General features: G+C 58.4%; 19 protein-coding genes. 4 read left to right on the top strand and 15 right to left on the bottom strand.

All coding sequences use genetic code 11. From position 1 onward, the window contains the following. Positions 1 to 73: 73 nt before the first annotated feature. The 11 genes from ACO06L_RS19380 to ACO06L_RS19330 all read right to left on the bottom strand — a co-directional run bounded on the left by ACO06L_RS19380 (position 74) and on the right by ACO06L_RS19330 (position 13304). Positions 74 to 1768, bottom strand: a complete 1695-nt coding sequence (locus ACO06L_RS19380; RefSeq protein ID WP_202347099.1) for a methyl-accepting chemotaxis protein — start codon at positions 1766 to 1768, stop codon at positions 74 to 76. A 144-nt stretch (positions 1769 to 1912) separates the two neighbouring features. Continuing rightward, positions 1913 to 3265 (bottom strand): sigma-54-dependent transcriptional regulator, encoded by a 1353-nt coding sequence (locus tag ACO06L_RS19375; protein WP_202347098.1) that lies wholly within the window; start codon positions 3263 to 3265, stop codon positions 1913 to 1915. Further along, entirely contained in the window at positions 3262 to 5079 is a 1818-nt protein-coding gene (locus ACO06L_RS19370; protein WP_202347097.1) for a sensor histidine kinase, read from the bottom strand. Before ACO06L_RS19370 ends, ACO06L_RS19375 begins: the two co-directional genes overlap by 4 nt. A gap of 123 nt (positions 5080 to 5202) precedes the next feature. After that, positions 5203 to 7392 carry a TRAP transporter permease gene (locus ACO06L_RS19365; RefSeq protein ID WP_202347096.1) on the bottom strand — a complete coding sequence of 730 codons (2190 nt, stop codon included), beginning with the start codon at positions 7390 to 7392 and terminating at the stop codon, positions 5203 to 5205. Between the two features lie 90 nt (positions 7393 to 7482). Then, entirely contained in the window at positions 7483 to 8460 is a 978-nt protein-coding gene (locus ACO06L_RS19360) for a TAXI family TRAP transporter solute-binding subunit (protein ID WP_202347095.1), read from the bottom strand. Positions 8461 to 8694: 234 nt separating this feature from the next. Continuing rightward, positions 8695 to 9120 carry a secondary thiamine-phosphate synthase enzyme YjbQ gene (locus ACO06L_RS19355; protein ID WP_202347094.1) on the bottom strand — a complete coding sequence of 142 codons (426 nt, stop codon included), beginning with the start codon at positions 9118 to 9120 and terminating at the stop codon, positions 8695 to 8697. Between the two features lie 14 nt (positions 9121 to 9134). Beyond that, positions 9135 to 10199, bottom strand: coding sequence for a succinylglutamate desuccinylase/aspartoacylase family protein (locus ACO06L_RS19350; RefSeq protein ID WP_064228307.1), 1065 nt, complete (start codon positions 10197 to 10199; stop codon positions 9135 to 9137). A gap of 3 nt (positions 10200 to 10202) precedes the next feature. Continuing rightward, positions 10203 to 11108: a 30S ribosomal protein S6--L-glutamate ligase gene (gene rimK, locus ACO06L_RS19345; RefSeq protein WP_104322119.1), complete on the bottom strand. Its 906-nt coding sequence runs from the start codon at positions 11106 to 11108 to the stop codon at positions 10203 to 10205. Beyond that, positions 11105 to 11602, bottom strand: a complete 498-nt coding sequence (locus ACO06L_RS19340; protein ID WP_064228305.1) for an ATP-dependent zinc protease — start codon at positions 11600 to 11602, stop codon at positions 11105 to 11107. Before ACO06L_RS19340 ends, rimK begins: the two co-directional genes overlap by 4 nt. Next, positions 11583 to 12443, bottom strand: coding sequence for a mechanosensitive ion channel family protein (locus tag ACO06L_RS19335; RefSeq protein WP_202347207.1), 861 nt, complete (start codon positions 12441 to 12443; stop codon positions 11583 to 11585). The genes ACO06L_RS19340 and ACO06L_RS19335 overlap by 20 nt, the downstream gene beginning before the upstream one ends. 51 nt (positions 12444 to 12494) lie before the next feature. Beyond that, positions 12495 to 13304 (bottom strand): hypothetical protein, encoded by an 810-nt coding sequence (locus tag ACO06L_RS19330; protein WP_202347093.1) that lies wholly within the window; start codon positions 13302 to 13304, stop codon positions 12495 to 12497. A gap of 165 nt (positions 13305 to 13469) precedes the next feature. Here ACO06L_RS19330 and phrB point away from each other — a divergent pair, with 165 nt between their 5' ends. Further along, positions 13470 to 14873, top strand: coding sequence for a deoxyribodipyrimidine photo-lyase (gene phrB, locus ACO06L_RS19325; RefSeq protein ID WP_202347092.1), 1404 nt, complete (start codon positions 13470 to 13472; stop codon positions 14871 to 14873). 184 nt (positions 14874 to 15057) lie between these two features. Here phrB and ACO06L_RS19320 read toward each other — a convergent pair whose 3' ends face one another. Genes ACO06L_RS19320 through hemA form a run of 4 tightly spaced genes read right to left on the bottom strand, consistent with a single transcriptional unit; the run spans position 15058 to position 19054 of the window. Beyond that, complete coding sequence (locus ACO06L_RS19320) at positions 15058 to 15804, bottom strand: molybdopterin-synthase adenylyltransferase MoeB (RefSeq protein WP_202347091.1); 747 nt, start codon at positions 15802 to 15804, stop codon at positions 15058 to 15060. Continuing rightward, positions 15794 to 16690, bottom strand: coding sequence for a peptide chain release factor N(5)-glutamine methyltransferase (gene prmC / locus ACO06L_RS19315; protein ID WP_421846142.1), 897 nt, complete (start codon positions 16688 to 16690; stop codon positions 15794 to 15796). Before prmC ends, ACO06L_RS19320 begins: the two co-directional genes overlap by 11 nt. Continuing rightward, positions 16680 to 17768, bottom strand: coding sequence for a peptide chain release factor 1 (gene prfA / locus ACO06L_RS19310; RefSeq protein ID WP_064228300.1), 1089 nt, complete (start codon positions 17766 to 17768; stop codon positions 16680 to 16682). Before prfA ends, prmC begins: the two co-directional genes overlap by 11 nt. Further along, positions 17765 to 19054, bottom strand: coding sequence for a glutamyl-tRNA reductase (gene hemA / locus ACO06L_RS19305; RefSeq protein WP_202347089.1), 1290 nt, complete (start codon positions 19052 to 19054; stop codon positions 17765 to 17767). Before hemA ends, prfA begins: the two co-directional genes overlap by 4 nt. A 247-nt stretch (positions 19055 to 19301) precedes the next feature. Here hemA and ACO06L_RS19300 point away from each other — a divergent pair, with 247 nt between their 5' ends. From ACO06L_RS19300 to ispE, 3 genes are read left to right on the top strand one after another with little or no spacing between them, the layout of a single operon-like run. Next, entirely contained in the window at positions 19302 to 21050 is a 1749-nt protein-coding gene (locus ACO06L_RS19300; protein ID WP_202347088.1) for a tetratricopeptide repeat protein, read from the top strand. Beyond that, positions 21047 to 21679, top strand: a complete 633-nt coding sequence (gene lolB / locus ACO06L_RS19295) for a lipoprotein insertase outer membrane protein LolB (protein WP_202347087.1) — start codon at positions 21047 to 21049, stop codon at positions 21677 to 21679. The genes ACO06L_RS19300 and lolB overlap by 4 nt, the downstream gene beginning before the upstream one ends. Beyond that, the gene (gene ispE, locus ACO06L_RS19290) at positions 21676 to 22539 is read left to right on the top strand and encodes a 4-(cytidine 5'-diphospho)-2-C-methyl-D-erythritol kinase (RefSeq protein ID WP_202347086.1); all 864 of its coding nucleotides are present in this window, start codon (positions 21676 to 21678) and stop codon (positions 22537 to 22539) included. Before lolB ends, ispE begins: the two co-directional genes overlap by 4 nt. Positions 22540 to 22557 lie beyond the last annotated feature (18 nt).

Genomic DNA, 22557 nt, shown 5'->3' with positions numbered 1-22557 from the left:
AGCCGCTACACGGCAAAAAAAGGGGGCAGAACCCGCGTTCTGCCCCCTTCTCATTTCGGATTTCAAAACGGGTCTAGACCCGGTAGCGGCTCACCTGATCCGACATCTCGGAAGCCAAATCCCTGAGCCGTTGGGTGGCATCACCTGCGCGACGTGTTCCCTGAGCGGTCTGCTCGGTAATGGCAACAATTTCATGCACGTTCTGGTTGATGGTCTCGGAAACACTGGTCTGCTCTTCCGCAGCGCTGGCAATCTGGGTATTCATATCCGTGATCGTTGCCACCGCCTGACCAATACGCTGAAGCGCTTCGTTCACCTGTCGAGTTTCTTCGACGGTGGCTTCACTGCGCTCACTGATTGAGCCGATCAGTTTGACGGCATTGCCCGCACCGGATTGCAGCCGCTCAATCATGTCCTGGATTTCCTGGGTGCTCTGCTGGGTACGGCGAGCCAGCGTGCGCACCTCATCGGCAACCACTGCGAAACCTCGACCGGCCTCACCGGCCCGGGCTGCCTCTATGGCTGCGTTCAGGGCCAACAGATTGGTCTGATCAGCAATTTCACGAATGACTTCCAGCACACTGTCGATGCGTCTGGAGTCGGCGCCCAGCTGCTCGATAACCCGAACGCCCTCACCCACTTGCTCCGAAAGCCCGCCAATAACCTCGGTGGCCTGGTGCACCAGACCCTGGGCATCGCAGACCTGGCCGTTGGCGTGGTCAGCAGCCGTGGACGCTTCGCTTGCGTTGCTGGCAACCTCCTGGGCCGCGGCAGTCATTTCGTTCATGGCCGTTGCCACCTGATCACTCTCGGACTTCTGCCGCTCGACGCCCTGCTCGGCCTCATTCATGACCTGATTCAGGTCAGCCGTGGCCTCGTTCAATGTCCGGGTGGATGACAACACACGCTCAACCAGACCATGCACCTGGTCGGCAAAACTGTTGAAGGCGGTTGCCAGCTGTCCAAGCTCATCTTTGCCGGAGACATCCAGGCGCCGGGTCAGATCGCCATCGCCGCTGGCAATATCGTTCATGGCTGAAACCGCAGATTTCAGGGGGCTAATAATGCTGCGAACAACAATCAGGGCAAGCAGGACGATAAGCGCCAGCGCAACAAGCGAGGTGCTGATTGAACCGATGACGGCGTCCTCAAGGGAATTCTTGACCGTGCGATCCATGGCGGCTACCTGTTTCTCAAGACCGTCCACCCAGAAGCCGGTTCCAATTACGATATTCCACTTTGGCAGCATTTCCGCGTAGCCCAGTTTTGGAGCAACCTCGCCTGTATCGGAATTTTTCCAGCTATAGGAAACATAGCCCCCACCGTTGCGCGCTGCTTTGACCAGCTCACGGATAAAATAGACGCCACCAGGATCTTTGAAATCCCAGGTATTCTTACCCTCCACAGCCTGATTCACCCCATGGACCAAGTTCATGCCATCGGTCTCAGAGACGAAGAAATATCCGACACTGCCTGAATCATCGAAGCGCAGCTGTCGCAGAATTTCCCAGGCCTGCTCCCTGACTTCTGGATCATTCGCCGAACCAGGTTGCTCATAAAGGTGAGAGATCGAGGAGCGCGCAAGTGACATGTAGTTTTTCAGCTCCTGCCTCTTGCTCATCTCCATATCCGACGAAAAGCTGGCTACAGCCCCGCCACCAATATCTCGGGCCTGATTGAGGTTGAAAGCAGTGAGGAAAGCAGTGAGTACGATCACTGGAACGAGAGCGAGTAAAAGCACCCGTGTCTGAATTGTCAGGTTCTTCATGAGGGGGAGATCTTAGGTCCGTTGCAGGAAACGACCGGTCAATCCGGCCACTTGGGAAAGACAAGGATACTACCTAATAGGTAGTTAAGTTTGCATCGGAGATCCTGTGAATTTTGGATACACTCTGTAACGGCGACTCCCAGCTCAATCCTTGAACTGAGCTTTGTCCAACCCATGCTTACGCATCTTGTCGTACAGGGTTTTACGGGCAATGCCGAGCTGCACCATGGTGTCCTTGATGCTGCCGTGGCAGGCGTTGAGGGCACTGATAATGGCGGAGCGTTCGAAACCGTCCATCATCTCCGCCAGCGTCTGTCGGCCCGCCACGTTGGCTGTATCCGAGGGCTCGTTTTCATCCAGCGCTGCCGGCCCCAACAACACATAGCGCTCCGCCAGGTTCCGGAGTTCGCGGACATTACCGGGCCAGGAATGTTGCATCAGCCGGGCCGCCTGGCCGGCATCCAGGGGAATACTCTCGCGGTCATAACGGGCCGCCGCAATAAGAACGAAGTGGTGGAAAAGCATCGGAATATCTTCCTTGCGCTCCCGTAACGGCGGAATGTCCACTTTCACAACGTTCAGCCGGTAATAGAGGTCGGACCGAAATTCACCCCCGTCACTGAGCTTTTTCAGGTCGGCCTTGGTGGCGGCGATGATCCGCACATCCACTTCCTGGACCTGATTGCTACCGAGGCGCTCCACCCGTTGCTCTTCCAGCACCCGCAACAGCTTGACCTGCAACGGCATGGGCATGCTTTCCACTTCGTCCAGGAACAGAGTGCCTTTGTGGGCGTGCTCAATCTTGCCGATCCGGCGTTTTTCCGCCCCGGTGAAGGCACCGGCTTCGTGACCGAACAACTCGCTTTCAATCAGGTTTTCGGGAACCGCACCGCAGTTAATCGCAACAAAATTATGGGCGCTGCGGCCGCTGTTCTCGTGGATATACCGGGCCAGCGCGTCCTTGCCCGAACCGGTCTCTCCATGCAGCAGTATATTGGCAGAGATATCCAGAATCGGATCAATAGTGGCCATGACTTTCTGCATGGACGGCGAATCGCCAAGAATCCGGGGGCCCGGCTTCGCCAGATGCCGTAACTGGGCCTTGAGACGACGGTTTTCGAGGGCAAGGTGTCGCTTCTCCAGGGCATGGCGTAGCAGCTCAATCAGCTCGTCATGATCAAAGGGCTTCTCAATGAAATCGTAGGCCCCCTGCTGCATGGCCGTTACGGCGGTGCTTATGTCCCCCTGCCCGGTGAGAATGATGACCGGAATGGTGTCATCTATGGCACGGATCCGATCCAGCATTTCCAGGCCATCCATCCCCGGCATGTTGTAATCGCACAGAACCACACCGTCATAGTCGGCATCCAGGTTCCTGAGCGCCGACGGCGCGTCCTCAAAGCAGCTGACCGGCAGGTCCTCCAGAGTCAGCGTCTGGGCAATGGCCTGGCGGATATGTGGATCATCATCCACAAAGATTACCGAGGGTTCTGTCATTCCGTGGCCTCCCGCTTCTTGAGGGTTAAGACAAATTCGGCGCCCGGGCCATCCATGCGGTTGCGACCAATCAGGCTGCCACCGAGCGCATCAACAATCTGGCGGGAAATGGACAATCCCAGGCCCAGTCCCTGTTTGACCGACTTGGTGGTAAAAAATGGCTCGAAGATCTGTTCAGTGTTGCCCTGCAACCCCGGTCCGTTATCCCGTACCAGACACTTCCAGCAATCCTCCTTCTCCTCAATTTCAATTCGTACCTGGGGATTCGGGCCACCCTCGACAGCCTGCACCGCATTGGCAATCAGGTTCACCATGACCTGTTCGATCCGTATCAGGTCGCCATGACACATCACCGGATACTCCGGCCGAGCCCACTGGATATCAATATCAGCACTGGATTTTTGCGCCACGATAATCTTGAGAGACGCGTCCACCGACTGCCTGAGGTCAACCAAGGCGGGCGGCCCCTCGGATTTGCGGGCAAACACCTTGAACTGGCGTGTCAGCTCGGCCATTTTGTCGCACAGCGCAATGATCTCTGAAAGGTTAGCATCCACCATGTCTTCGGCGCCCTTCTCAAGGAATCGCCGGCTATTCCTGGCGTAAGTCTGGATTGCCGTGAGGGGCTGATTCATTTCATGGTTCAGGCCAGCAGACATCTGCCCCAATACAGCCAGCTTGGCCGCCTGGATCAGTTCCTGCTGGGTTTCCCGAAGCTCCGTCTGGGTACGTTCTCGTTCCCTGATCTCTTCCAGCAACTTGCTATTGGAACTCTCAAGATCCGCAGTTCGCTCGGCCACACGTCGCTCCAACTGCTCCCCCCTCAGGGCCAGCTCGGCTTCCCGGCGGTATCGCTCACGCAGGTAAAGCCAGGTCAGAAGACCTCCAAAAAACAGCGCGGCGCCACCAACCAGAAACCCAAGCCGGGTCCAGACCACAGAGCGTGTGCTCACCATCACCTGAAGATTCCAGTCCAGTCTCGGCAGCGGCGTTCGAACGCTGAGATACTCTCTGGTCTCGCCGTTTTCAAGAATATTGATGGCAGTGGAATTCTCCGACAAGCCCCAGGGCTTACCCAGGCTATCGAATTCGATGGGGTTCAGGTTCAGGTCCCGGTCCGGGTATCGCTGACGGGAAGCCGCGTCCGGGGCCAACCCCTGATACGAAAAGTTCCGATACAACCAATTGGGTTTGCTTGCCAGAAAACTGATGCCAGCATCATCCAGTACGACCATTTCTGCTTCCCTGAGAGAAGCAGGCCGATCCCACTGGGATTCCAGGTCATGAACAAGAACCTTCACAGCCACCACACCCAGCAGACGGCCAGAATCGTCGATGACAGGGTGGGAAAAGTACAGGCCCCGGACCCCCGACATCAGCCCCAAAGCAAAATAGATGGCCGAATCCCGATTAGACACTGCTTCTGAAAAATAGGGCCTGAAAGCGTAGTTGCTGCCGACAAAGCTGTCAGCTTGTTGATAGTTGTTGGCAGCGATGGTGAGGCCGTTTACATCCATCAGATAAACGTCGGAGCTGCCCACAATGGTGGCCATGCGTTGCATTTGCTCGTTGGCCTGCAGGATAACGTCGGGATTGCCCGGTTCCGTGAGCGCCCGCTCAAGCAGTGGATGCTCTGCCATCAACTCTGGCACCGGGAGATACCGGTTCAATTCATTCGCAACCAGTTGCCGGTACCGGAACGACTCTTCCAGGCTCTCCTGCTCCACCTGCCGGTATCCGACCCAGCCACCAAGTAGCCAGGACACCACCAGTGTGACAACGAAAACGAGAACAGCACCGATCCGGTAGGACATAGCATCCGGTTCCTGAAAAACCGTGGAAAGCCGCTAGAGTATAGGCAGGCCGCGGGCAGAACAACCGTACCATGGGTCATATGGCACAGTTGTTCCGCCGCAGATCATTCCCGGCTTGCCTCTTTACAGGGCACCTGCTGTAGCAAGGCGAGTTTTTCGCTGTTTCTGGATAACGAAGGCCAGAACCGCCAGGGCAATACCGGTTAGGTCTGTCCACAGACCGCCCTCGATCATCAGCAACGCGGCCGCAATCAGAAGGACTCGGGTTAGCCAGGAGGCGGAAACCCGCGCAAACCAGCCCAGCACACCGCCAGACAGCATGTATACGCCGAAGGTTGCAGTTACCAGTGCCCTGGCGATCTCGAACCAGCCAGCTTCCATCAACAGAGCGCCGTTGTAGAAGAACATGAAGGGCACGATGAACGCCGCAATGCCAATCCGGAACGAGGCCACAGAGGTTTCCATGGCGTTGGCGCCGGAAATCCCTGCTGCGGCATAGGAGGCAAGCGCAACGGGTGGCGTGATGGCGGACACCACAGCGAAGTAGAACACGAAGAAGTGCGCCGTCAACGGTTCAATGCCCAGCTGCACCAGGCCAGGCGCTACCACCGAGGCGGCAACCGCATAGGCCGCCGTGGTCGGCATCCCCATACCCAGAAGAATGGAAATGAACATGGCGAAGATCAACGCCAGCAACTGGCTCGTGGCAGCAACGTCCAGCAACAACACGGAGAAGCGTGCGCCCACCCCGGTCAGGGAGATAACGCCAACAATTACCCCGGCCGCCGCGCACACCACAATGATCTGAATCGCCATGTAAGAGGCAATCTCGAGTGCTTGCAGTATGTGACGCAATCCCATCTTGTTCGGGGAAATCCAGCTCACCACAGCGGCGGAGACGGTAGCCAGGGTACCTGCCCGGATCACCGAGTAACCCATGAACAGGGCCACGATCAGGATAATGATCGGCACGAACAGGTAGCACTGCTTCATCATGGTTTTGAGCTTCGGCAGCTCATCCTCACGCATGCCGCGCATGCCCGTCTTGGCGGCCTCAAAATCCACCATGAAGTAGACCGAGGCGAAATACAGGATCGCCGGAATGATGGCGGCAATGGCAATCTCGGTGTAGGGAATGCCGGTGATCTCCGCCATGATAAAGGCGCCAGCGCCCATGATCGGCGGCATGATCTGCCCGCCGGTGGACGCAGCCGCCTCGACAGCGCCGGCAGACTGCTTGCTATAGCCCACTTTCTTCATCAGTGGAATCGTCAAGGAACCGGTGGAGACCACGTTGCCGGCACTGGTGCCGTTGATCATGCCCATCAAACCGGATGCGAAGATCGAGACCTTGGCCGGGCCACCCCGGGAACGACCGGCTGCCGCAAAGGCAAAGTTCACGAAGTAGTCGCCCACCTTCGAGGACTGCAGGAAGGCGGCAAAAATGATGAACAGAATAATGTAGGTGGAGGATACCGCGGTGGTCGGCCCGAGGATGCCGGCATCGGTATAAACCTGACTAAAGAATCGCTGAACCGAAAGCCCCGGGTACCCGAGGAAACCCGGCAGATAGGGGCCGGCAAACACGTAAGCCAGGAACACCAGGCCGATGATGACCAGAGCCATACCGGCGACACGCCGCGTCAGCTCCATGATCAGAGCGGTACCGGCAATGGCTGCGAACGAGATACCCACCGGCGCGAAAGAAGTGCCGGTCGACATCCGCATGGAGGTGTTATAGACCACGAGGAAATAGGCGGCCACAGCCAGGGAACAGACGATCAACACCAGATCGGGAACACTGAATACCGATCGCTGCCGTTGATGGAACCAGCTCATGATAATGCCAATACCGGTTGCCGCCAGCAGAGGCCAGCCAAAGTGCCACACCTCCAGCTCGACCGGGATCCGCATGGCGCCGTTCTGGACCATCTGCCAAAACGAAAACGTCTGGTACAGAACATAGAGGGCCGGCAGCATGGCGCCAGCACTGACCCAGGTTGTCCACCGATGGCGGGCGCCGCCCTCTTCCGATGACACGAACCGGGCGCCGGCAAACAGCACGAAACCCAGCACCAGGGCGCCGGCAATATGAACGATCCGGAACGACCAGGTTTCCAGGGGCGCTATGTTCAGGGAATAGAGGTGAAAGGCTGAATAGGCGATCGCCAGCATGGCGACAAATTTCAGCAGGCCGCCTTCAAACAGCCGGCGGTTGGCTTCAACCGGTTCATCGTCCACGTTGTGGGCGAGCACATGGTCCTCGCCCACTTCAATGTCCGGAAGATCTTTGGAGTTTTGTTCGGTAGTCATGACACACCCTGCTTGCAGGCAAATCGGGGCCAGAACCCTGCTGGCCGTCATTTGCGAGGGGCCGCCAGGCAGCCCCCCGCTCGAGCACTGTTACTTGATCCGGCTGTCTTCGATCGGGTAACCGTTCTCGTTAAACCAACGCGCAGCGCCCGGGTGCCAGGGCAGAACGTTGTTCTTCGTATAGTTCTCGGGAACCGAATTACGGGCCGCCTTGTGGATGGAGACCATTTTGTCGTTGTTCTCCATGGTCAGCTTGGTGATCTGATACACGAAGCTTTCCGGAACATCACAGTTAACCATGGCGAAGTTCCACATGGACACCACGCGGGACGGCTCTTCCAGAGACTGGTAGGTGGACGCCGGAATGATGAACTCGGATACCGGGAAGTTATTTATAATGGTTTCCGCCTCGGCATCGGTCATACCGATGATGTTTACGTCGGTCTGGACTTCCAGTTGGCTGACCGCCGGAATGGGGATACCTGCCGCGAACGCGACCACATCAATCAGGCCATCCTGAAGCTGACCGCCCAGATCAGACCAGCTGCCGTTACGGCGTTCGAAGTCCACACCCAGGGTTTCCATCATGCGCGGGAAATAAGTGTCAGATGTGGAGCCCGCCGGGCCGAAGCCAATGGTGGCACCATCGGGGATGTCGGCAATGGATGTGATGCCGGAGCTGGAGAGCGCGGTTACCGAGAACGGCGTTTCGTACATCGGGAACATGGCGCAAACGTTGTCCATTTTCATCCCCGGCGCAAGCGGGCTATTGCCATCCATGGATTCCCGGGCCGGGCCCATGGTGGTCAGGCCGAACTTCAGGTCGCCGGTATGCACCAGGGCCATGTTCTGCACCGGACCGCCGGTAATTTCCGCACCGCCGGAGACGCCCAGGTTTTCAGCCACAAAGTTGGCCCAGCCGGAACCATAGGCAAAGTAGGTCCCACCCTGGCTGGCAGTACCAACGGTGAAGTTGCTCGGCCAATCTGAGCGGTCCTGAGCAGCAGCGGGGGTTGCGACGGCGAAGGTGGAGGCGAATGCTACCGCCATTACGGCTTGGGTTTTCATAGAGAATGCTCCCGATTCATTTTGTTTGTTGGGTGCTCAACGAAGCTCGAATGGCTTCGGTGGGTAACCCTGTCAGCAAGGAGCAGACCAGTTCCAAATTAACTATTTAAAACAGTGTATTACTGAAATCAGGAGAGGATTCAGGCAGGAAAATGGGTGGATATCCACCCATAGAGGAGAAACCAATGGGTGAAAGTCGACACGTGAGTCTTAAAGGACGTTATCGGCGCAGAGTTACCAACGCCCCTGCAAGGTTGCCACTATACGCCGGCTACCGGCCCGGTCCCGGTGCTCGCAGAGGTAAAGCCCCTGCCAGGTTCCCAGGGCCAGATGACCATGACTTACCGGAAGGGTCAGAGACGGCCCGATCATTATGCTTTTGATGTGAGCCGGCATATCGTCCGGCCCTTCCATTACATGCTCATAGTGCGGCGCATTCTCCGGAACCATGACATTGAAGTGGCGTTCCAGATCGCTCCGCACATCCGGATCTGCGTTTTCATTCACCGCGAGGGATGCAGAGGTGTGCTGGATGAACAGGTGCAGTAACCCAACCTCGCAGTTGGTGAGATCCGGCGCCTGGTCCAGGATTTCATTGGTGACCAGATGAAAGCCCCGTGGAAGCGGCGCCAACTCGATAAACGACTGATCCCAGATCATGACTGTCCTCTCGCTTATTTCTGGCGGTCATCCCAGGGGTGCACCGGAACCACATCGTCGCCGACATCCCCTTCGTAGCTGCTCCGGAAATAATCCATGGCTTTTTCCGCCTCGCTTAGCTCGTCAAACCGGGCAACGTGATAAATTGCCTCGCCCTCATTCACCAGCGGCAGGTTGTTCACGCAGATAACAATACCCGAGCAGGGTGACACCACTGCGGTTTCCGATTCGCCAAAGGGATCCGCCACCATGGCCAGACGCTGCCCCTTGCGCACCTTCTGCCCCAGGCGGGCAACCGGCCGCATGATGCCATCAATGTCTGCTCGCACCCACTGGGAGTTGGCAGCGGTTTCAGACCGCTTTCTCGGTGCCTTGGGCCCTTTTTTCGCCGGGATCATTTCCAGTTCACGCATGACCCGAATTACCCCTTTCACACCGCTGCCGATCACCACGTCGTCGAAGCGCAGCGCCTCACCACCCTCGAAGGTGATCACCGGAATATCCTGTGAATCAGCGTAGGCACGAAGACTCCCCTCACGCAGGCCGGCGTTGATAATGATCGGCGCACCAAAGGCTTCGGCCATACGCACGGTTTCCGGGTTTTTCAGTTCGGCCCGGATTTGCGGCAGGTTGAACCGATGGATCGCCCCGGTGTGCAAATCGATGATGTGAGTGACCCGCTCCATGATCTGGGTACGCAGCAGATAGGCAATGCGCCCCCCCAGAGACCCGCTTTCGCTACCGGGGAAACAGCGGTTCAGGTCCCGCCGGTCCGGCAGGTAACGAGTGCGCTGTACAAATCCAAAAATATTGACGATGGGTACCGCAACCAACGTACCCCGAAGGTGCCTCAGGGCCGAATTGGTGAGCACCCGGCGGACAATCTCGACACCATTGATCTCATCGCCATGGATGGCGCCGCACACCATCAATACCGGACCGTCCCGCCTGCCGTGCACAACCTCAACGGGAATATGCAGCGGCGTGTGCGTGTAAAGCTTGGCGACCGGAACTTCCACGGTTTGCCGGGTGCCGGCCTTTACCTGGGTGCCGGCAATTTCATAGGGGGCACGGGCCATGCTTTAGCCTCTCCCCTTGGTCCGGGTTTTCCAGGGCTTCTGATTTTTCTCGGTCCAGTTGATGATCATACCGGCTACGTTCTTGCCAGTGGCATTCTCGATGCCCTCAAGGCCCGGCGAGGAATTCACCTCCATCACCAGCGGGCCGCGGCTGGAACGCAGCAAATCGACGCCGGCCACGTTCAACCCCATGGATTTGGCGGCGGTAATGGCAGTGCGGCGCTCTTCCGGCGTTATCCGCACCAGAGAGGCGCTGCCACCCCGGTGGAGGTTGGACCGGAACTCGCCTTCGGCACCCTGACGCTTCATGGCGGCAATCACCTTGTCGCCGATCACAAAGCAACGGATATCGGCGCCGCCAGCTTCCTTGATGAACTCCTGCACCAGAATATCGGCTTTCAGCCCCATGAAGGCTTCAATCACACTCTCAGCCGCCTTCCGGGTTTCCGCCAACACCACACCAATGCCCTGGGTGCCCTGCAACAGTTTGATAACTACCGGGGCGCCGCCCACCATCTGCAGCAGCTCGGGCACGTTATCCGGCTTGTTGGCAAAGCCGGTAATCGGCATGCCGACGCCCTTGCGGGCAAGCAGTTGCAGAGACCGGAGCTTGTCACGGGAACGGGTGATGGCAACAGATTCGTTAACGGGGAATACTCCCATCATCTCGAACTGGCGCAATACCGCCGTACCGTAGAAGGTCACCGATGCACCGATCCTCGGAATCACCACATCGAAATCCTCAAGGACTTCCTCGTGATAATGGATTTGTGGGTTGGCCGAGGTAATGTTCATGGAGCAGTGCAGGCAGTCAATCACCTTCACTTCGTGGCCACGATTGATGCCTTCCTCCACCAGCCGACGGGTCGAATAGAGGTGACGGTTTCGCGACAGTACCGCAATTTTCATTTTTCAGTCCTTAAGGCCGGTTCGCCGGCAAGATAGGAAGCTTCGGGATAGATCAGTGAGCGCCCGGACATAGCGGTACGGCCCAGTAACATCCGGAACCGCATGGAATCACGGTTGGTCAATGTCATTTCAATGGGCCATTTCTGGCCGCCAATCAGCAGCGTGGTTTCGATGACCAGGCGCATTTCCTTGTGGCCGCCGGAGTCGGAGACGTTCCGCTCGTCCAGCACCTTCGCGTCGCACTCCACGACCTGGTGCAGATCGTTCTGCACCGGATGGACCCAGAAGCGTACCCGCCGCTCTCCGTTTTCCGTGTAGGGCTCGGTACGAAACGTATGGAGACAGGAAGTTCGGGCTCCGGTGTCGATTTTTGCCTTGATACGACTGATATCAAGGTCTGGAAGCGCCACCCACTCACGCCAGCCAAGACTCATTTTATTCTCGGCCGGTGTCGGGGCGATGGTTTTGATAACTTCAGCTGTCTTTGTCGACATCCGGGAGATCCTTTTCAGTGATTTGTTCCGGCCCCAACAGCTGAACACGGAACGGCTCTGAATGGCTACCCGCATACACGCTGGTGTGGGGGAACGGAATTTCAATGCCTTCCCGATCCAGGGTTTTCTTGATCGCGACCATCATGCCGCTTCGACCCTCGAGCACTTTCTCCTTGGGCACCCAGTACGAGAACTGGATGTCCACAGAAGAAGGGCCAAACGCTGTTACCAGCGTGAACGGCTTGGGCTCTTCGAGACAGACCGGGTTCTTTTCCGCAAGATCCAGCAGCAGGCTTTCCACGCGCTCTACATCTTCAGCGTAGGCAATCCCCACGGTCAGGTCGAGCCGCCGTATCGGAAACCGGGAACGGTTAACCACCCGGGTCTTGATCAGGGTTTCATTGGGAATACGCACGTACAGGTTGTCCGGTGTACGCAATTTCACGCTGAGCATATCAATGCCCACCACCTCGCCAAGGGTTGCGTCCACCTCGATGAAATCCCCGATTTCGAAGGGCTTTTCCACCAGTAGAAACAGACCGCTGATCATGTTCGATGCCGAGGTCTGCGAGGCAAAACCGATGGCTACGGTCAGGATACCTGCGGCGCCGAGCACCACATCGAGGGAAAAGCCGGCCTCCCGGAGGGCCGCCACAAAGAACAGAACGACAATGACATAGAACACCAGCCGTCGAACCATGACGGTATGATGGCGGGAGGTGCGCTGCGCCATAAAACGGCCAACACTTCGGGCCGCCAGGGAACCGAGAAACAGCCCGAGCACGACAAGAAAAGCGGAACTGATCCACTGCCCCCAGGCGATATCCGTGAACACCTTCATCACGCCTGTTTCTATTGTTTCCAGCAAAGCGTCGACTCCCTTCGGTGTTTTTTAGCCAAACATTCGGTCAAAAGCCCGCACCAGCCTACCACGGGCCATCTTCTCCCGGGCATCTGCCACATGCCGGCAAGCACCCGCAGCAGCAAACAATGACTGTTCTACATGCAGACTGGCGGAGTTCATATCGGTCTCCACCTCAACGGTTACACCCGGCGTCCACAACTGGCCGCGCTCGTTCTGATGCAGGGACAGCAACGGCGTCGGCAGGCTGAAACGCTCCAGCAACAAGGGTTCTTCCCGGCGGTTGATCAGGGTCACCGGCGTTACCGCTCGCCAGGGGCGCTTGGGCACTGCCTCAAGCACCAATCTGGCAAAACTCGGCGAGGCATAACAAAGCTCGCCCTCCATGGTATTTCTGCCCACCCAGGTCATCGAGGGCGACGCCAGGGGGATCTCCGTCAGAACGACTTGCTTGTCTCCGACACAGACCTTCATCCAGACCAGGGTTCCCACATAGATCGTGCACCGGCCACCGGCGGGAATGGTCAGCGGTTGGAAAGGCCGAATCACGGTAGGCAGGTTGGCGAGAGCCGGCAGGAACGTGACCGTGGACGACTGATTTTCCCGGATGAATCGTTGCAGCGGCACGGAAGCAGACGGCAGAGTGTGGCCAATGGTTTCTGTCCAACTGGCCGGATCAGTGTCCAGCTCAAGCGCTTCGGAACGAATCTGCCACTCCTGATCCAGCAGGGTGACCCATAAACGAATATGACCAAGCTGATGAAACTGGGTTTGCCCAGAAGCCAGAGAATACGGCTGGGCCCAAACGCCATCACGACGACCCTCGGTACTGTTCTCCATTCCTGCCACAGAACTCCCTCAAGATCGGTCGGCTGAATTGCTTAAAAAGTGTTTTAACTATAATCCAATCAGCCACCCCGGGCGAATATCCAAGTTGGTGATTTTATTGAAACACCGGACTGTAATTACACTTATATCAATCCCTCAGACAACTATGGATTACGGATGACGCAACTGGTCTGGTTCCGAAACGATCTCCGGGTTGCCGACAACCCCGCCCTCACCGCCGCCTGCGAGAGCAGCGAAGAAGTGCGGGCCTGTTTTATTCTCACCCCGGACCAATGGCAGGAACACGACTGGTCTCCGTCCCGGGTGCAATTCGTCATAGCCCATGCCAACGCCCTTGCTGAAGAACTGGCCCGGCTCGGCATTCCCCTATCCTTTATATATGCCGACCGATTCGACGACAGCATCGGTAAACTGCAGAGCCATTGTGAAGAGCACAAGGTTACAGCACTGCACTTCAACGAGGAGTACGGCGTCAACGAACGCAAACGCGATAAAGCCGTCAAGCACCGCTTTGACGAGCTCGGAATTGCGGTTCGCAAATACCGCGACCAGACCGTCGCCCCGGTAGGCGAGATCCTGACCCAACAGAACGAGCCCTACTCCGTGTTCACACCGTTTTCGAGACGCTGGCGCAGCTGGATCGAAGAAACCCATCCCGGATTGTTTTCGATTCCCAAAGCGACGGGCGACGCGGTTACCCCGGAACAGATCGACACAGTCCCGGAAGCCTTTCGGGACGCCCCGGAGCCTCTGGTACCCACCGGAGAACAGGCCGCCCACGACCAGCTTGAACGCTTCCTGGAAAAACGCGGCGGTGCCTACAAGGAAAACAGGGACTTCCCCGCCATCGACGGAACCAGCCTGATCTCCCCCTACCTGGCAAACGGGGTACTCTCCGGCCGACAATGCCTGATCGCAGCAAGACAGGCACAGGGCGCAGGAGGAAACCAGGAAGGCCTGGGCACCTGGATCACCGAAATCGCCTGGCGGGATTTCTACATCAACATCCTGTACCACTACCCCCGGGTCAGCATGCACCGCGCCTTCAAACCGGAAACCGAAGCCCTGGAGTGGAACACCCCGGGCGACAAGTTCGAAGCCTGGAAAACCGGCAACACCGGCGTCCCCATCGTCGACGCCGCCATGCGCCAACTCAACCAGACCGGCTGGATGCACAACCGCCTTCGCATGATCACCGCCATGTACCTCACCAAAAACCTGTTCATCGACTGGCGCCTGGGCGAAGCCTACTTCATGTCAAAACTGATCGACGGCTTCCTGGCCTCCAACAACGGCGGCTGGCAATGGAGCGCCTCCACCGGAACCGACGCCGCTCCCTACTTCCGCGTCTTCAACCCGGTGACCCAGAGCGAACGTTTCGACCCCAACGGCGACTTCATCCGGGAATGGCTACCTGAGCTGGCCAAACTGGACAGCAAACGGATTCATGATCCGGGAGCGAAAGGCGGTGTGATTCCGAAGGGATATCCGCGACAGATCGTTGATCTCAAAGAAAGCAGGAAAGAGGCGATCGCAAAGTTTCAGGAATTGAAAAACTGATGCACACAACGAGGCGGGCTACTCCAGAACTCTGACGCAGTGCCGGGGATGGCCTTCCCAAAACTGTGCGGAGCCATGGATGGCGGAGCCCAAGCGTCACATGGACGTGCCGCCAGGAGCGTGTTTTGGGAAGGTTATCCCCGGCGCTGCAGCCCGAAAGCTCGCAAGCCCACCTGCACCAAAGTCAGCCAGAACAAACCGGGCAATCAGGATCCCTCGCCAGCTTCATCTCCCGCCACTGCATCTCCCAGGCATCCAGAATCAACAACCGCCCAATCAAAGGCGCCCCCACCCCGGAAATCACCTTGATGGCCTCCATCGCCTGGGTCGCCCCGATCATCCCGACCAGCGGCGCAATAACCCCCGCCTCTGAACAGGTCAGATCCTCATTGCCCTGCTCCGGATACAGACAGTGGTAACAGGGGCTGTCGTCCCGCCGGCTGTCGTAAACTGAAACCTGCCCTTCGCCACGAATCGCAGCACCGGACACCAGCGGCACTTTCGCCGCCACACAGGCACGGTTCAGGGCAAACCGCGTGTTGAAGTTATCGGTGCAATCGACCACCAGGGTTGCCTCTGCTACCGTGCGCGCCAGGGCCTCACCCTCAAGGCGCTGGTTCAGGGCAGTCACGGACACCAGAGGATTGATCCGCCGAATCCGGTCGGCGAGGCTTTCCGCCTTCGATTCACCCAGCTGCGCAGTTTCAAAACCAATCTGGCGCTGGAGGTTAGCTAGTTCGATATTGTCGTCATCCACCAGTGTCAGGGTCCCGACACCTGCGGCGCCGAGATAGAGAGCGACAGGGCACCCCAAGCCGCCGGCCCCAAGCACCAGAACCCGGGCAGACTGCAGCTTTTCCTGGCCGGAAATATCGAACCGCGGCATCAGGATCTGCCGGCTGTAGCGCAATAATTCGTCGTCACTGAGCATCTGCATCTCCCCTGTTAGGCGCCGGAGTAATGACCGCAGCGCCGGAACACCATCGCCCGAGCGTCATGCGATCCCGGTTGCCATAATCCTGGCGGGTCTCAACGTCTTGAAACCCACGCGCGCGGAACAACTCTGCCACGGCCTCCGCCTGATCAAAACCATGCTCAACCAGAAGCCATCCGTCTTCAAGCAGCCAGTCCGGCGCCTGATCCACAATCAGCCGGAGGTCATCCAGACCATCTCGGCCGGATACCAGAGCCGAGGCAGGCTCGAACCGAACATCACCTTCCTTCAGGTGATGGTCGTTATCCGGAATATAGGGCGGGTTGGAGACAATCAGATCAAATCTGCCGGGCGTGAGCTCTGAAAACCAGGAGCTCTGAACCACAGACACTGTCAGGCCAAGCGCATCGGCATTGTCACGGGCAAGCGCCACTGCCTCAGCCACGGCATCGCATGCAGTGATCTGCCATTCCGGGTGCTCGCTGGCAAGCGCCAGGGCAATGGCGCCGGTACCCGTACCCAGATCCAGCACGTGGGCCTGCCGGGGCAACGGCAAATCCAGAGCGACCTCCACCAGGCATTCGGTATCCGGTCTCGGGATCAGGGTGGAGGCACTGACATTCAGCGGCAGAGACCAAAACTCCTGCTGTCCCAGCAGGTGCGCCACGGGCCTGCCGGCCACCCTGTCCTGCACAAGCGCCTCAAAGGCCTTGGCGTGAGCACCGGTAACCTCACGTTCCGGCCAGGCCCGGAAACTGGTCCGGCTAAGCCCCGTAATATGGCTCAGCAGCAACTCGGCATCCAGCCTCGGCGAATCGCTATCAATCCGGGCAGATGCCTTCTTTAACAGGGCTTCACAGGTCAGCGAGGATTTACTGGTCATCGGCAAGTGAGGCAAGCAGCTCGGCCTGGTGCTCCTGCTGCAAAGGCACAATTACAGCATTCAGGTCGCCAGCAATCACTTCGTCGAGCTTGTACAGGGTCAGATTAATACGATGGTCCGTAACCCGCCCCTGGGGGAAATTGTAGGTGCGGATGCGCTCGGAACGGTCGCCGCTGCCAACCAGGCTCTTGCGCGTCTCGGCCATGGACTTCTGCTGCCGCTCGGTCTCGGCATTCTGCAGCCGCGAAGCCAGCAAACTCAAAGCTTTCGCCCGGTTCTTGTGCTGGGAGCGCTCTTCCTGGCACTCCACGACAATGCCCGTTGGCAGGTGCGTAATCCGGATTGCCGAATCGGTTTTGTTCACGTGCTGACCGCCAGCACCCGAAGCGCGGAAAGTGTCTACCCGCAGATCCGCCTTGTTGAGCTCAATCGCTTCGGCCTCATCGGCCTCTGGCATCACCGCCACGGTACAGGCCGAAGTATGAATCCTGCCCTGAGACTCGGTTTCCGGAACGCGCTGTACCCGATGGGCACCGGATTCAAACTTCAGGGCACCATAAACCCCATCGCCAGCGACACGGGCAATCAGCTCCTTGTAGCCCCCGTGCTCACCCTCGCTTTCGCTCAGAACTTCAACCTGCCAGCGCCGGCGCTCGGCATAGCGCAGATACATCCTGAACAGATCGCCGGCAAAGATGGCGGCTTCGTCACCGCCGGTGCCGGCACGAATCTCCAGGAACACGTTCTTGCCGTCGTTCGGGTCTTTCGGCAGCATCAGGCGCTGGAGCTCTTCATCCAGCTCCTCGCTTTTCTGCTGGGCCAGTTGCAGTTCTTCCTCGGCCATTTCCCGCATATCGGCGTCGCCATCTTTCGCCAGCTCACGGGCCGCCTCGATGTCGTCCAGCGAGTGCTGCCAGGCCTGGAAGCACTGAACTATGGGTTCAATCTCGGCGAACTCCCGGGAAAGATCCCGGAATTTGTCCTGCTGGGAGATGATGGAGGAATCACTGAGCAATGCGCTGACTTCCTCGAAGCGGTCGGTAAGCTGCTCGAGGCGGGATTGGATCGATGGCTTCATAGTTTTTCCGGGGTAGTCGTCGTGTCCGCGTCCAGTGCATCCAGCTGGTGCAACTCACGCAGCCACTCTGTCACCTCGGTGCGACCTTCTGTGGTGGCCTTTCGTACCTGCACAGAGGGTTCGTGCAGGAGTTTGTTGGTGAGGCCGCGTGCCATACTGCGCAGCACGGTTTCAGGATCTGTGCCGTTGCGCAGGGCGCGCAGGGCCTTTTCGGTCTCCGCATCGCGCAGCACTTCGGCGCGCTGACGGAACTGTTTGAGAGTGGACACCGCGTCCAGCGCCCGCAGCTGGTTCAGGAAATCCTGAACCCCGGACGCAACCAGATTCTCCGCTTCCCGGGCCGCACCCTCGCGGGAGCGTATATTCTCTTCGATTACCTGGCGCAGGTCGTCAACCGTGTATAAATAGACGTCGTCCAGCGAGGCCACTTCCGGCTCGATATCCCGGGGCACTGCAATGTCCACCATGAAATAGGGACGGTGCTTGCGTTTCTTCAGTGCCCGTTCAACGGCACCTTTGCCCAGGATGGGCAATGGACTCGCGGTGGACGAAATAATGATATCAACATCGGCCAGGTACTCGGGGATCTCGGACAGCACAATGCCCTTGCCGCCACGGGATTCTGCCAGCGCCTGAGCCCGCTCAAGTGTACGGTTGGCCACCAGGAAATCCTTCACGCCGGCATCCGCAAGGTGCCGGGCCACCAACTCGATCGTTTTGCCGGCACCAATCAGCAAGGCCTTGTTGCGGGACATGTCGGCAAAAATATGGTGCGCCATGCTCACCGCCGCATAGGCAACGGAGACCGGGTTTTCACCGATGGCGGTCTGGGTACGCACGCGCTTGGCGACCGAGAAGGTATGCTCAAACAGCCGGGACAGAAACGAACCGCTGGCGCCATGCTCACGGGCCAGGGTGTAGGCATCCTTCAATTGCCCGAGGATCTGCGGCTCGCCCAGCACCATGGAATCCAGGCCGGCGGCCACGCGCATCATGTGCCGGACAGCATCACCGTCGCGATGCACGTACAGTGCTTCCTCAAGCTCTGCGGCATCCAGGCCATGAAACCCCGCCATCCAGCGAAGCACCATGGGTGCGCAGTCGTCATCGCCGGCCAGATACAGTTCGGTCCGGTTGCAGGTAGACAGAATCGCGGCCTCGGTGGCGCCTGAGGTCGCCCTCAGCTCGGCAAATGCCTCCGCCATACGCTCGGGCGTAAACGCCACCCGCTCCCGTAATTCAACGGGGGCCGTGCGATGATTGATTCCCAGCGTTACCAGTGCCATTTCGTGGTTGTACAACCTTTTGCCGATGAGCGGTGCAGATACGCGCAATTACTGGACATTTTAACGGTCAGCGGCCTGAGCTGCCACCCAAAACCGCCATAGCTTCGGCAAGTGCGGACAGGTTGGGCAAGATCAGGCGCTTATGCCATTATAGGGATTCGGCTGAGGCCGGGACCCGATCTACCTCAAGAAAGGGGCTGGAGCGTGGTTATTTTTGATGCGTTTTCGACAGACCATGGGAAGTTGCATGCACAAGTCCGTACCGTTTCTGGTTACCTGCCTGCTTGGCCTCACACTGGCAGGGTGTGCCAGCCTTACCGGCACTGAGGAAGCGCCTTCTACTGGCGAAAAAGCCGCCATTGAGAAAAAGACGGAGCCACAGCCACCGGTTGAATACGCCGATTTCGAGCCCGAAACCCTCTATCTGCTCCTGTCTGCCGAAATCGCGGCCCAGCGCGGCCGCTATGACATTACCCTGGTGAACTACCTGAAGGCCGCCAAACAATCCCGCGACCAGGTGGTTATTGAGCGGGCCATGAGAATTGCCCAGTCCCTGAACGGTGACAACGCCCAGAAGCAGCTGGCCGAACTGTGGCTGGAAATCGATCCGGATAGCCTTCAGGCCCACCGCATCTCTGCTATCCAGGCAGTAAAGGGCAACGACCTCCAGACCGCCATCCATCACATGGAGCGGATCATGGATCAGGGTGGCGACGCTGACTTCGACAGCCTGGCCGCCATGGCCGCAAATCTGCCACCGGAACAGCAACAGGAGCTGCTGGCCCTCTATAATGAAATGTCGGACCGCCATCCCGACACCCCGGAACTGGAGTACAGCATCGCGCTGCTATTGAAGGTTACCGGTCAGCCGCAGCAAGCCCTGAACAGGCTTGAACCCCTGCTGCGGGACAATCCGAACTTCCAGCCGGCCATCATCCTCAAGGGGGACCTGCTCTACCAGACCGGCCAGAAAAGCAGCGCCCTCGATTACCTGCTGACAAACACCCGCCGCTTTCCCGGCAACCGTCAGATGGGCACGCTTTATGGCCGCATGCTTATAAATGAAGGCGAATTACAGGCTGCCCAGGACGAATTCAACCGTCTTGTTAAGCGCTACCCGGACACGCCGGGCCTGAGGCTATCCCACGCGCTGGTCGCCCTTGAGAATGGCCAGACCGATCTGGCCCGGGAAGAGCTGACCCAACTGGCCGAACAGGGCCATCATACCAGCGAAGCCAACTACTACCTGGGCCGCATTGAGGACCAGGCCGGCAACACCGAGCAAGCCATTGGCTATTACCAGAGCGTGGAACAGGGTAATTACTACTTTCCGGCCCTGGCCCGCGCCAGCTCCCTGCTGGCAGAAAACGGCCAGCTCGAGGACGCCATTGACCGCATCCGCAGGCTGCGCGAGGCCAACCCCCGGCAGGCAGAGAACTTCTGGCTGCTGGAGGTAAACCTGTTGCTGGATCAGGAGCAGCAACAGCAAGCCCTCAGCACCGCCACGGAAGCTCTGGAAGAACATCCGGACAATATCGAGATCCGCTACGCCCGGGCCATGCTGTACGACGGCATCGGGCAGCCTGCCGATGCCGAAGCCGATCTGAAGCAGATTATCGAACAGGAGCCGGAAAACGCCGTGGCCCTGAACGCTCTGGGCTACATCCTGACCACCCGGACGGACAGGCTGAGAGAAGCCCGCGGCTATATCGAGAAAGCACTGCGACTCGACCCGGAGAACCCGGCAATCCTCGACAGCATGGGCTGGGTCCTGTTCCTCGAAGGTCAGATCGAGCCCGCGCTCGACTACCTTTCCCGTGCCTGGGCCGCCTTCCCGGACCCTGAGGTTGCCGCCCACTACGGTGAGGCGCTCTGGATGAACGGAGCGGAAGAGCAGGCCCGGATTATCTGGCAGGAAGGCCTGGAGCAGGACCGCGACCACGAAGTACTCAGAGAAACCATAAACCGGCTGACCAACGGTGGTGAGCCGGAATGAAACTTGCCCGAACCCTGGCAGCACTGATGATGTTTGCCACCCTCGGTGCCTGTACCACGATTCAGATCGATCCATTGCCGGAGGGCATGACAGACCAACCCCCGGCGAACTGGACCACCCGTGCGGCCAGTCTCGGCGAACTCGACCACTGGAAGCTGTCCGGGAAGCTGGCCGTGCGCCAGCCATCCGACAGCGGAACCGCCATCATCAATCACTGGATCCAGGATGGCGAGGCCTACAATCTTGCCCTTTCCTCATCTTTCCTCGGTATGGGCAGCACAACCCTTAAAGGCGTGCCCGGCTTTATTGAGCTGACCCTGCCGAACGGCGAAACCTACCGCTCGGGTGAGCCGGAAGCGCTGGTCGAGGCCGCCACGGGCTGGCAGTTGCCCCTGGAAAACCTGACCTGGTGGATTCGGGGCCTGCCCTCTCCGGCCAGCGATTACCGCCTGCTGTTCGATGATCAGGGCACCCTTGCCATAATCCGCCAGAACGGCTGGGAAATCCGCTACGACCGCTGGCAGAGCTTCCTTTCCAGCTATCCTGCACTCCCCGCCCGCATCACCGCCCTCAAAGAAGAGAAGCGTGTCCGGCTGGTGGTAAGCGACTGGCAGGAGCAGCCTGAATGACACCCGACCTGATATTGCCGTCACCGGCCAAACTGAACCTGTTCCTGCACATTGTCGGGCGCCGGGACGACGGCTATCACGAACTCCAGACCCTGTTTCAGTTTCTCGACTATGGCGACGACCTGAGTTTTACCCTCACACCCGGAGAGCCCGGTGTGAGGCTCGCGGAGCCCGTTCCGGGTGTCGAAGATGACGACAATCTCATCATTCGCGCCGCCAGAGCTCTTCTGGAACGGGCTCAGGGTGACCTGCCCGGAGTTACCATCGGCATCACCAAACGGCTACCCATGGGCGGCGGCCTTGGCGGAGGCAGCTCCAACGCCGCAACCACCCTGCTGGGACTGAATCACCTCTGGCAGCTCAAGTTGAGTATCGATGAACTTGCAGAAGTCGGCCTGAGCCTGGGCGCCGATGTACCGGTGTTTGTTCGTGGCCACGCGGCCTTCGGCGAAGGCGTTGGTGAAACACTGACCAACGCAAATCCGCCGGAAGACTGGTTTGTTGTTCTCAAGCCTGGCTGCAACATAAACACTGGCAAGATTTTTTCCGAGCAAGGGTTGACAAGGAACACCCCGAGAATCAAAATAGCGCCCGCTTTTGAGGGAGACGCCTCGAGGTACCGAAACGACTGTGAGGATGTAGTTCGAAAACTGTATCCTGAGGTTAACCAGAGCCTGGAATGGCTTTCACAATTCGGACCTGCAAGATTAACCGGAACCGGGGCTTGCATATTTGGACGTTTCCCGACAGAATCCGCAGCCCGGATCATCTGGGAAAGCAAACCCTCCGGCGTCACGGGGTTCGTAGCTAAAGGGGTGAACAGTTCACCTCTACACAAAAAGCTAACAGAGCTGAAATGATGCCAAAAAAGCACGATA

The organism is Marinobacter sp. (assembly GCF_965229985.1).
Lineage (GTDB): Bacteria > Pseudomonadota > Gammaproteobacteria > Pseudomonadales > Oleiphilaceae > Marinobacter.
This window is presented reverse-complemented; position numbering and strand designations above follow the sequence as displayed.

Coding starts and splice junctions, on each gene's coding strand:
- ACO06L_RS19300 (WP_202347088.1), top strand. CDS start 19,302: ATGCACAAGTCCGTACCGTTTCTGGTTACCTGCCTGCTTGGCCTCACA.
- ACO06L_RS19320 (WP_202347091.1), bottom strand. CDS start 15,804: ATGCTCAGTGACGACGAATTATTGCGCTACAGCCGGCAGATCCTGATG.
- ispE (WP_202347086.1), top strand. CDS start 21,676: ATGACACCCGACCTGATATTGCCGTCACCGGCCAAACTGAACCTGTTC.
- ACO06L_RS19370 (WP_202347097.1), bottom strand. CDS start 5,079: ATGTCCTACCGGATCGGTGCTGTTCTCGTTTTCGTTGTCACACTGGTG.
- ACO06L_RS19375 (WP_202347098.1), bottom strand. CDS start 3,265: ATGACAGAACCCTCGGTAATCTTTGTGGATGATGATCCACATATCCGC.
- rimK (WP_104322119.1), bottom strand. CDS start 11,108: ATGAAAATTGCGGTACTGTCGCGAAACCGTCACCTCTATTCGACCCGT.
- phrB (WP_202347092.1), top strand. CDS start 13,470: ATGACGCAACTGGTCTGGTTCCGAAACGATCTCCGGGTTGCCGACAAC.
- ACO06L_RS19355 (WP_202347094.1), bottom strand. CDS start 9,120: ATGATCTGGGATCAGTCGTTTATCGAGTTGGCGCCGCTTCCACGGGGC.
- ACO06L_RS19340 (WP_064228305.1), bottom strand. CDS start 11,602: ATGTCGACAAAGACAGCTGAAGTTATCAAAACCATCGCCCCGACACCG.
- lolB (WP_202347087.1), top strand. CDS start 21,047: ATGAAACTTGCCCGAACCCTGGCAGCACTGATGATGTTTGCCACCCTC.
- ACO06L_RS19330 (WP_202347093.1), bottom strand. CDS start 13,304: ATGGAGAACAGTACCGAGGGTCGTCGTGATGGCGTTTGGGCCCAGCCG.
- ACO06L_RS19350 (WP_064228307.1), bottom strand. CDS start 10,199: ATGGCCCGTGCCCCCTATGAAATTGCCGGCACCCAGGTAAAGGCCGGC.
- prmC (WP_421846142.1), bottom strand. CDS start 16,690: ATGACCAGTAAATCCTCGCTGACCTGTGAAGCCCTGTTAAAGAAGGCA.
- ACO06L_RS19380 (WP_202347099.1), bottom strand. CDS start 1,768: ATGAAGAACCTGACAATTCAGACACGGGTGCTTTTACTCGCTCTCGTT.
- ACO06L_RS19365 (WP_202347096.1), bottom strand. CDS start 7,392: ATGACTACCGAACAAAACTCCAAAGATCTTCCGGACATTGAAGTGGGC.
- hemA (WP_202347089.1), bottom strand. CDS start 19,054: ATGGCACTGGTAACGCTGGGAATCAATCATCGCACGGCCCCCGTTGAA.
- ACO06L_RS19360 (WP_202347095.1), bottom strand. CDS start 8,460: ATGAAAACCCAAGCCGTAATGGCGGTAGCATTCGCCTCCACCTTCGCC.
- ACO06L_RS19335 (WP_202347207.1), bottom strand. CDS start 12,443: ATGAAGGTGTTCACGGATATCGCCTGGGGGCAGTGGATCAGTTCCGCT.
- prfA (WP_064228300.1), bottom strand. CDS start 17,768: ATGAAGCCATCGATCCAATCCCGCCTCGAGCAGCTTACCGACCGCTTC.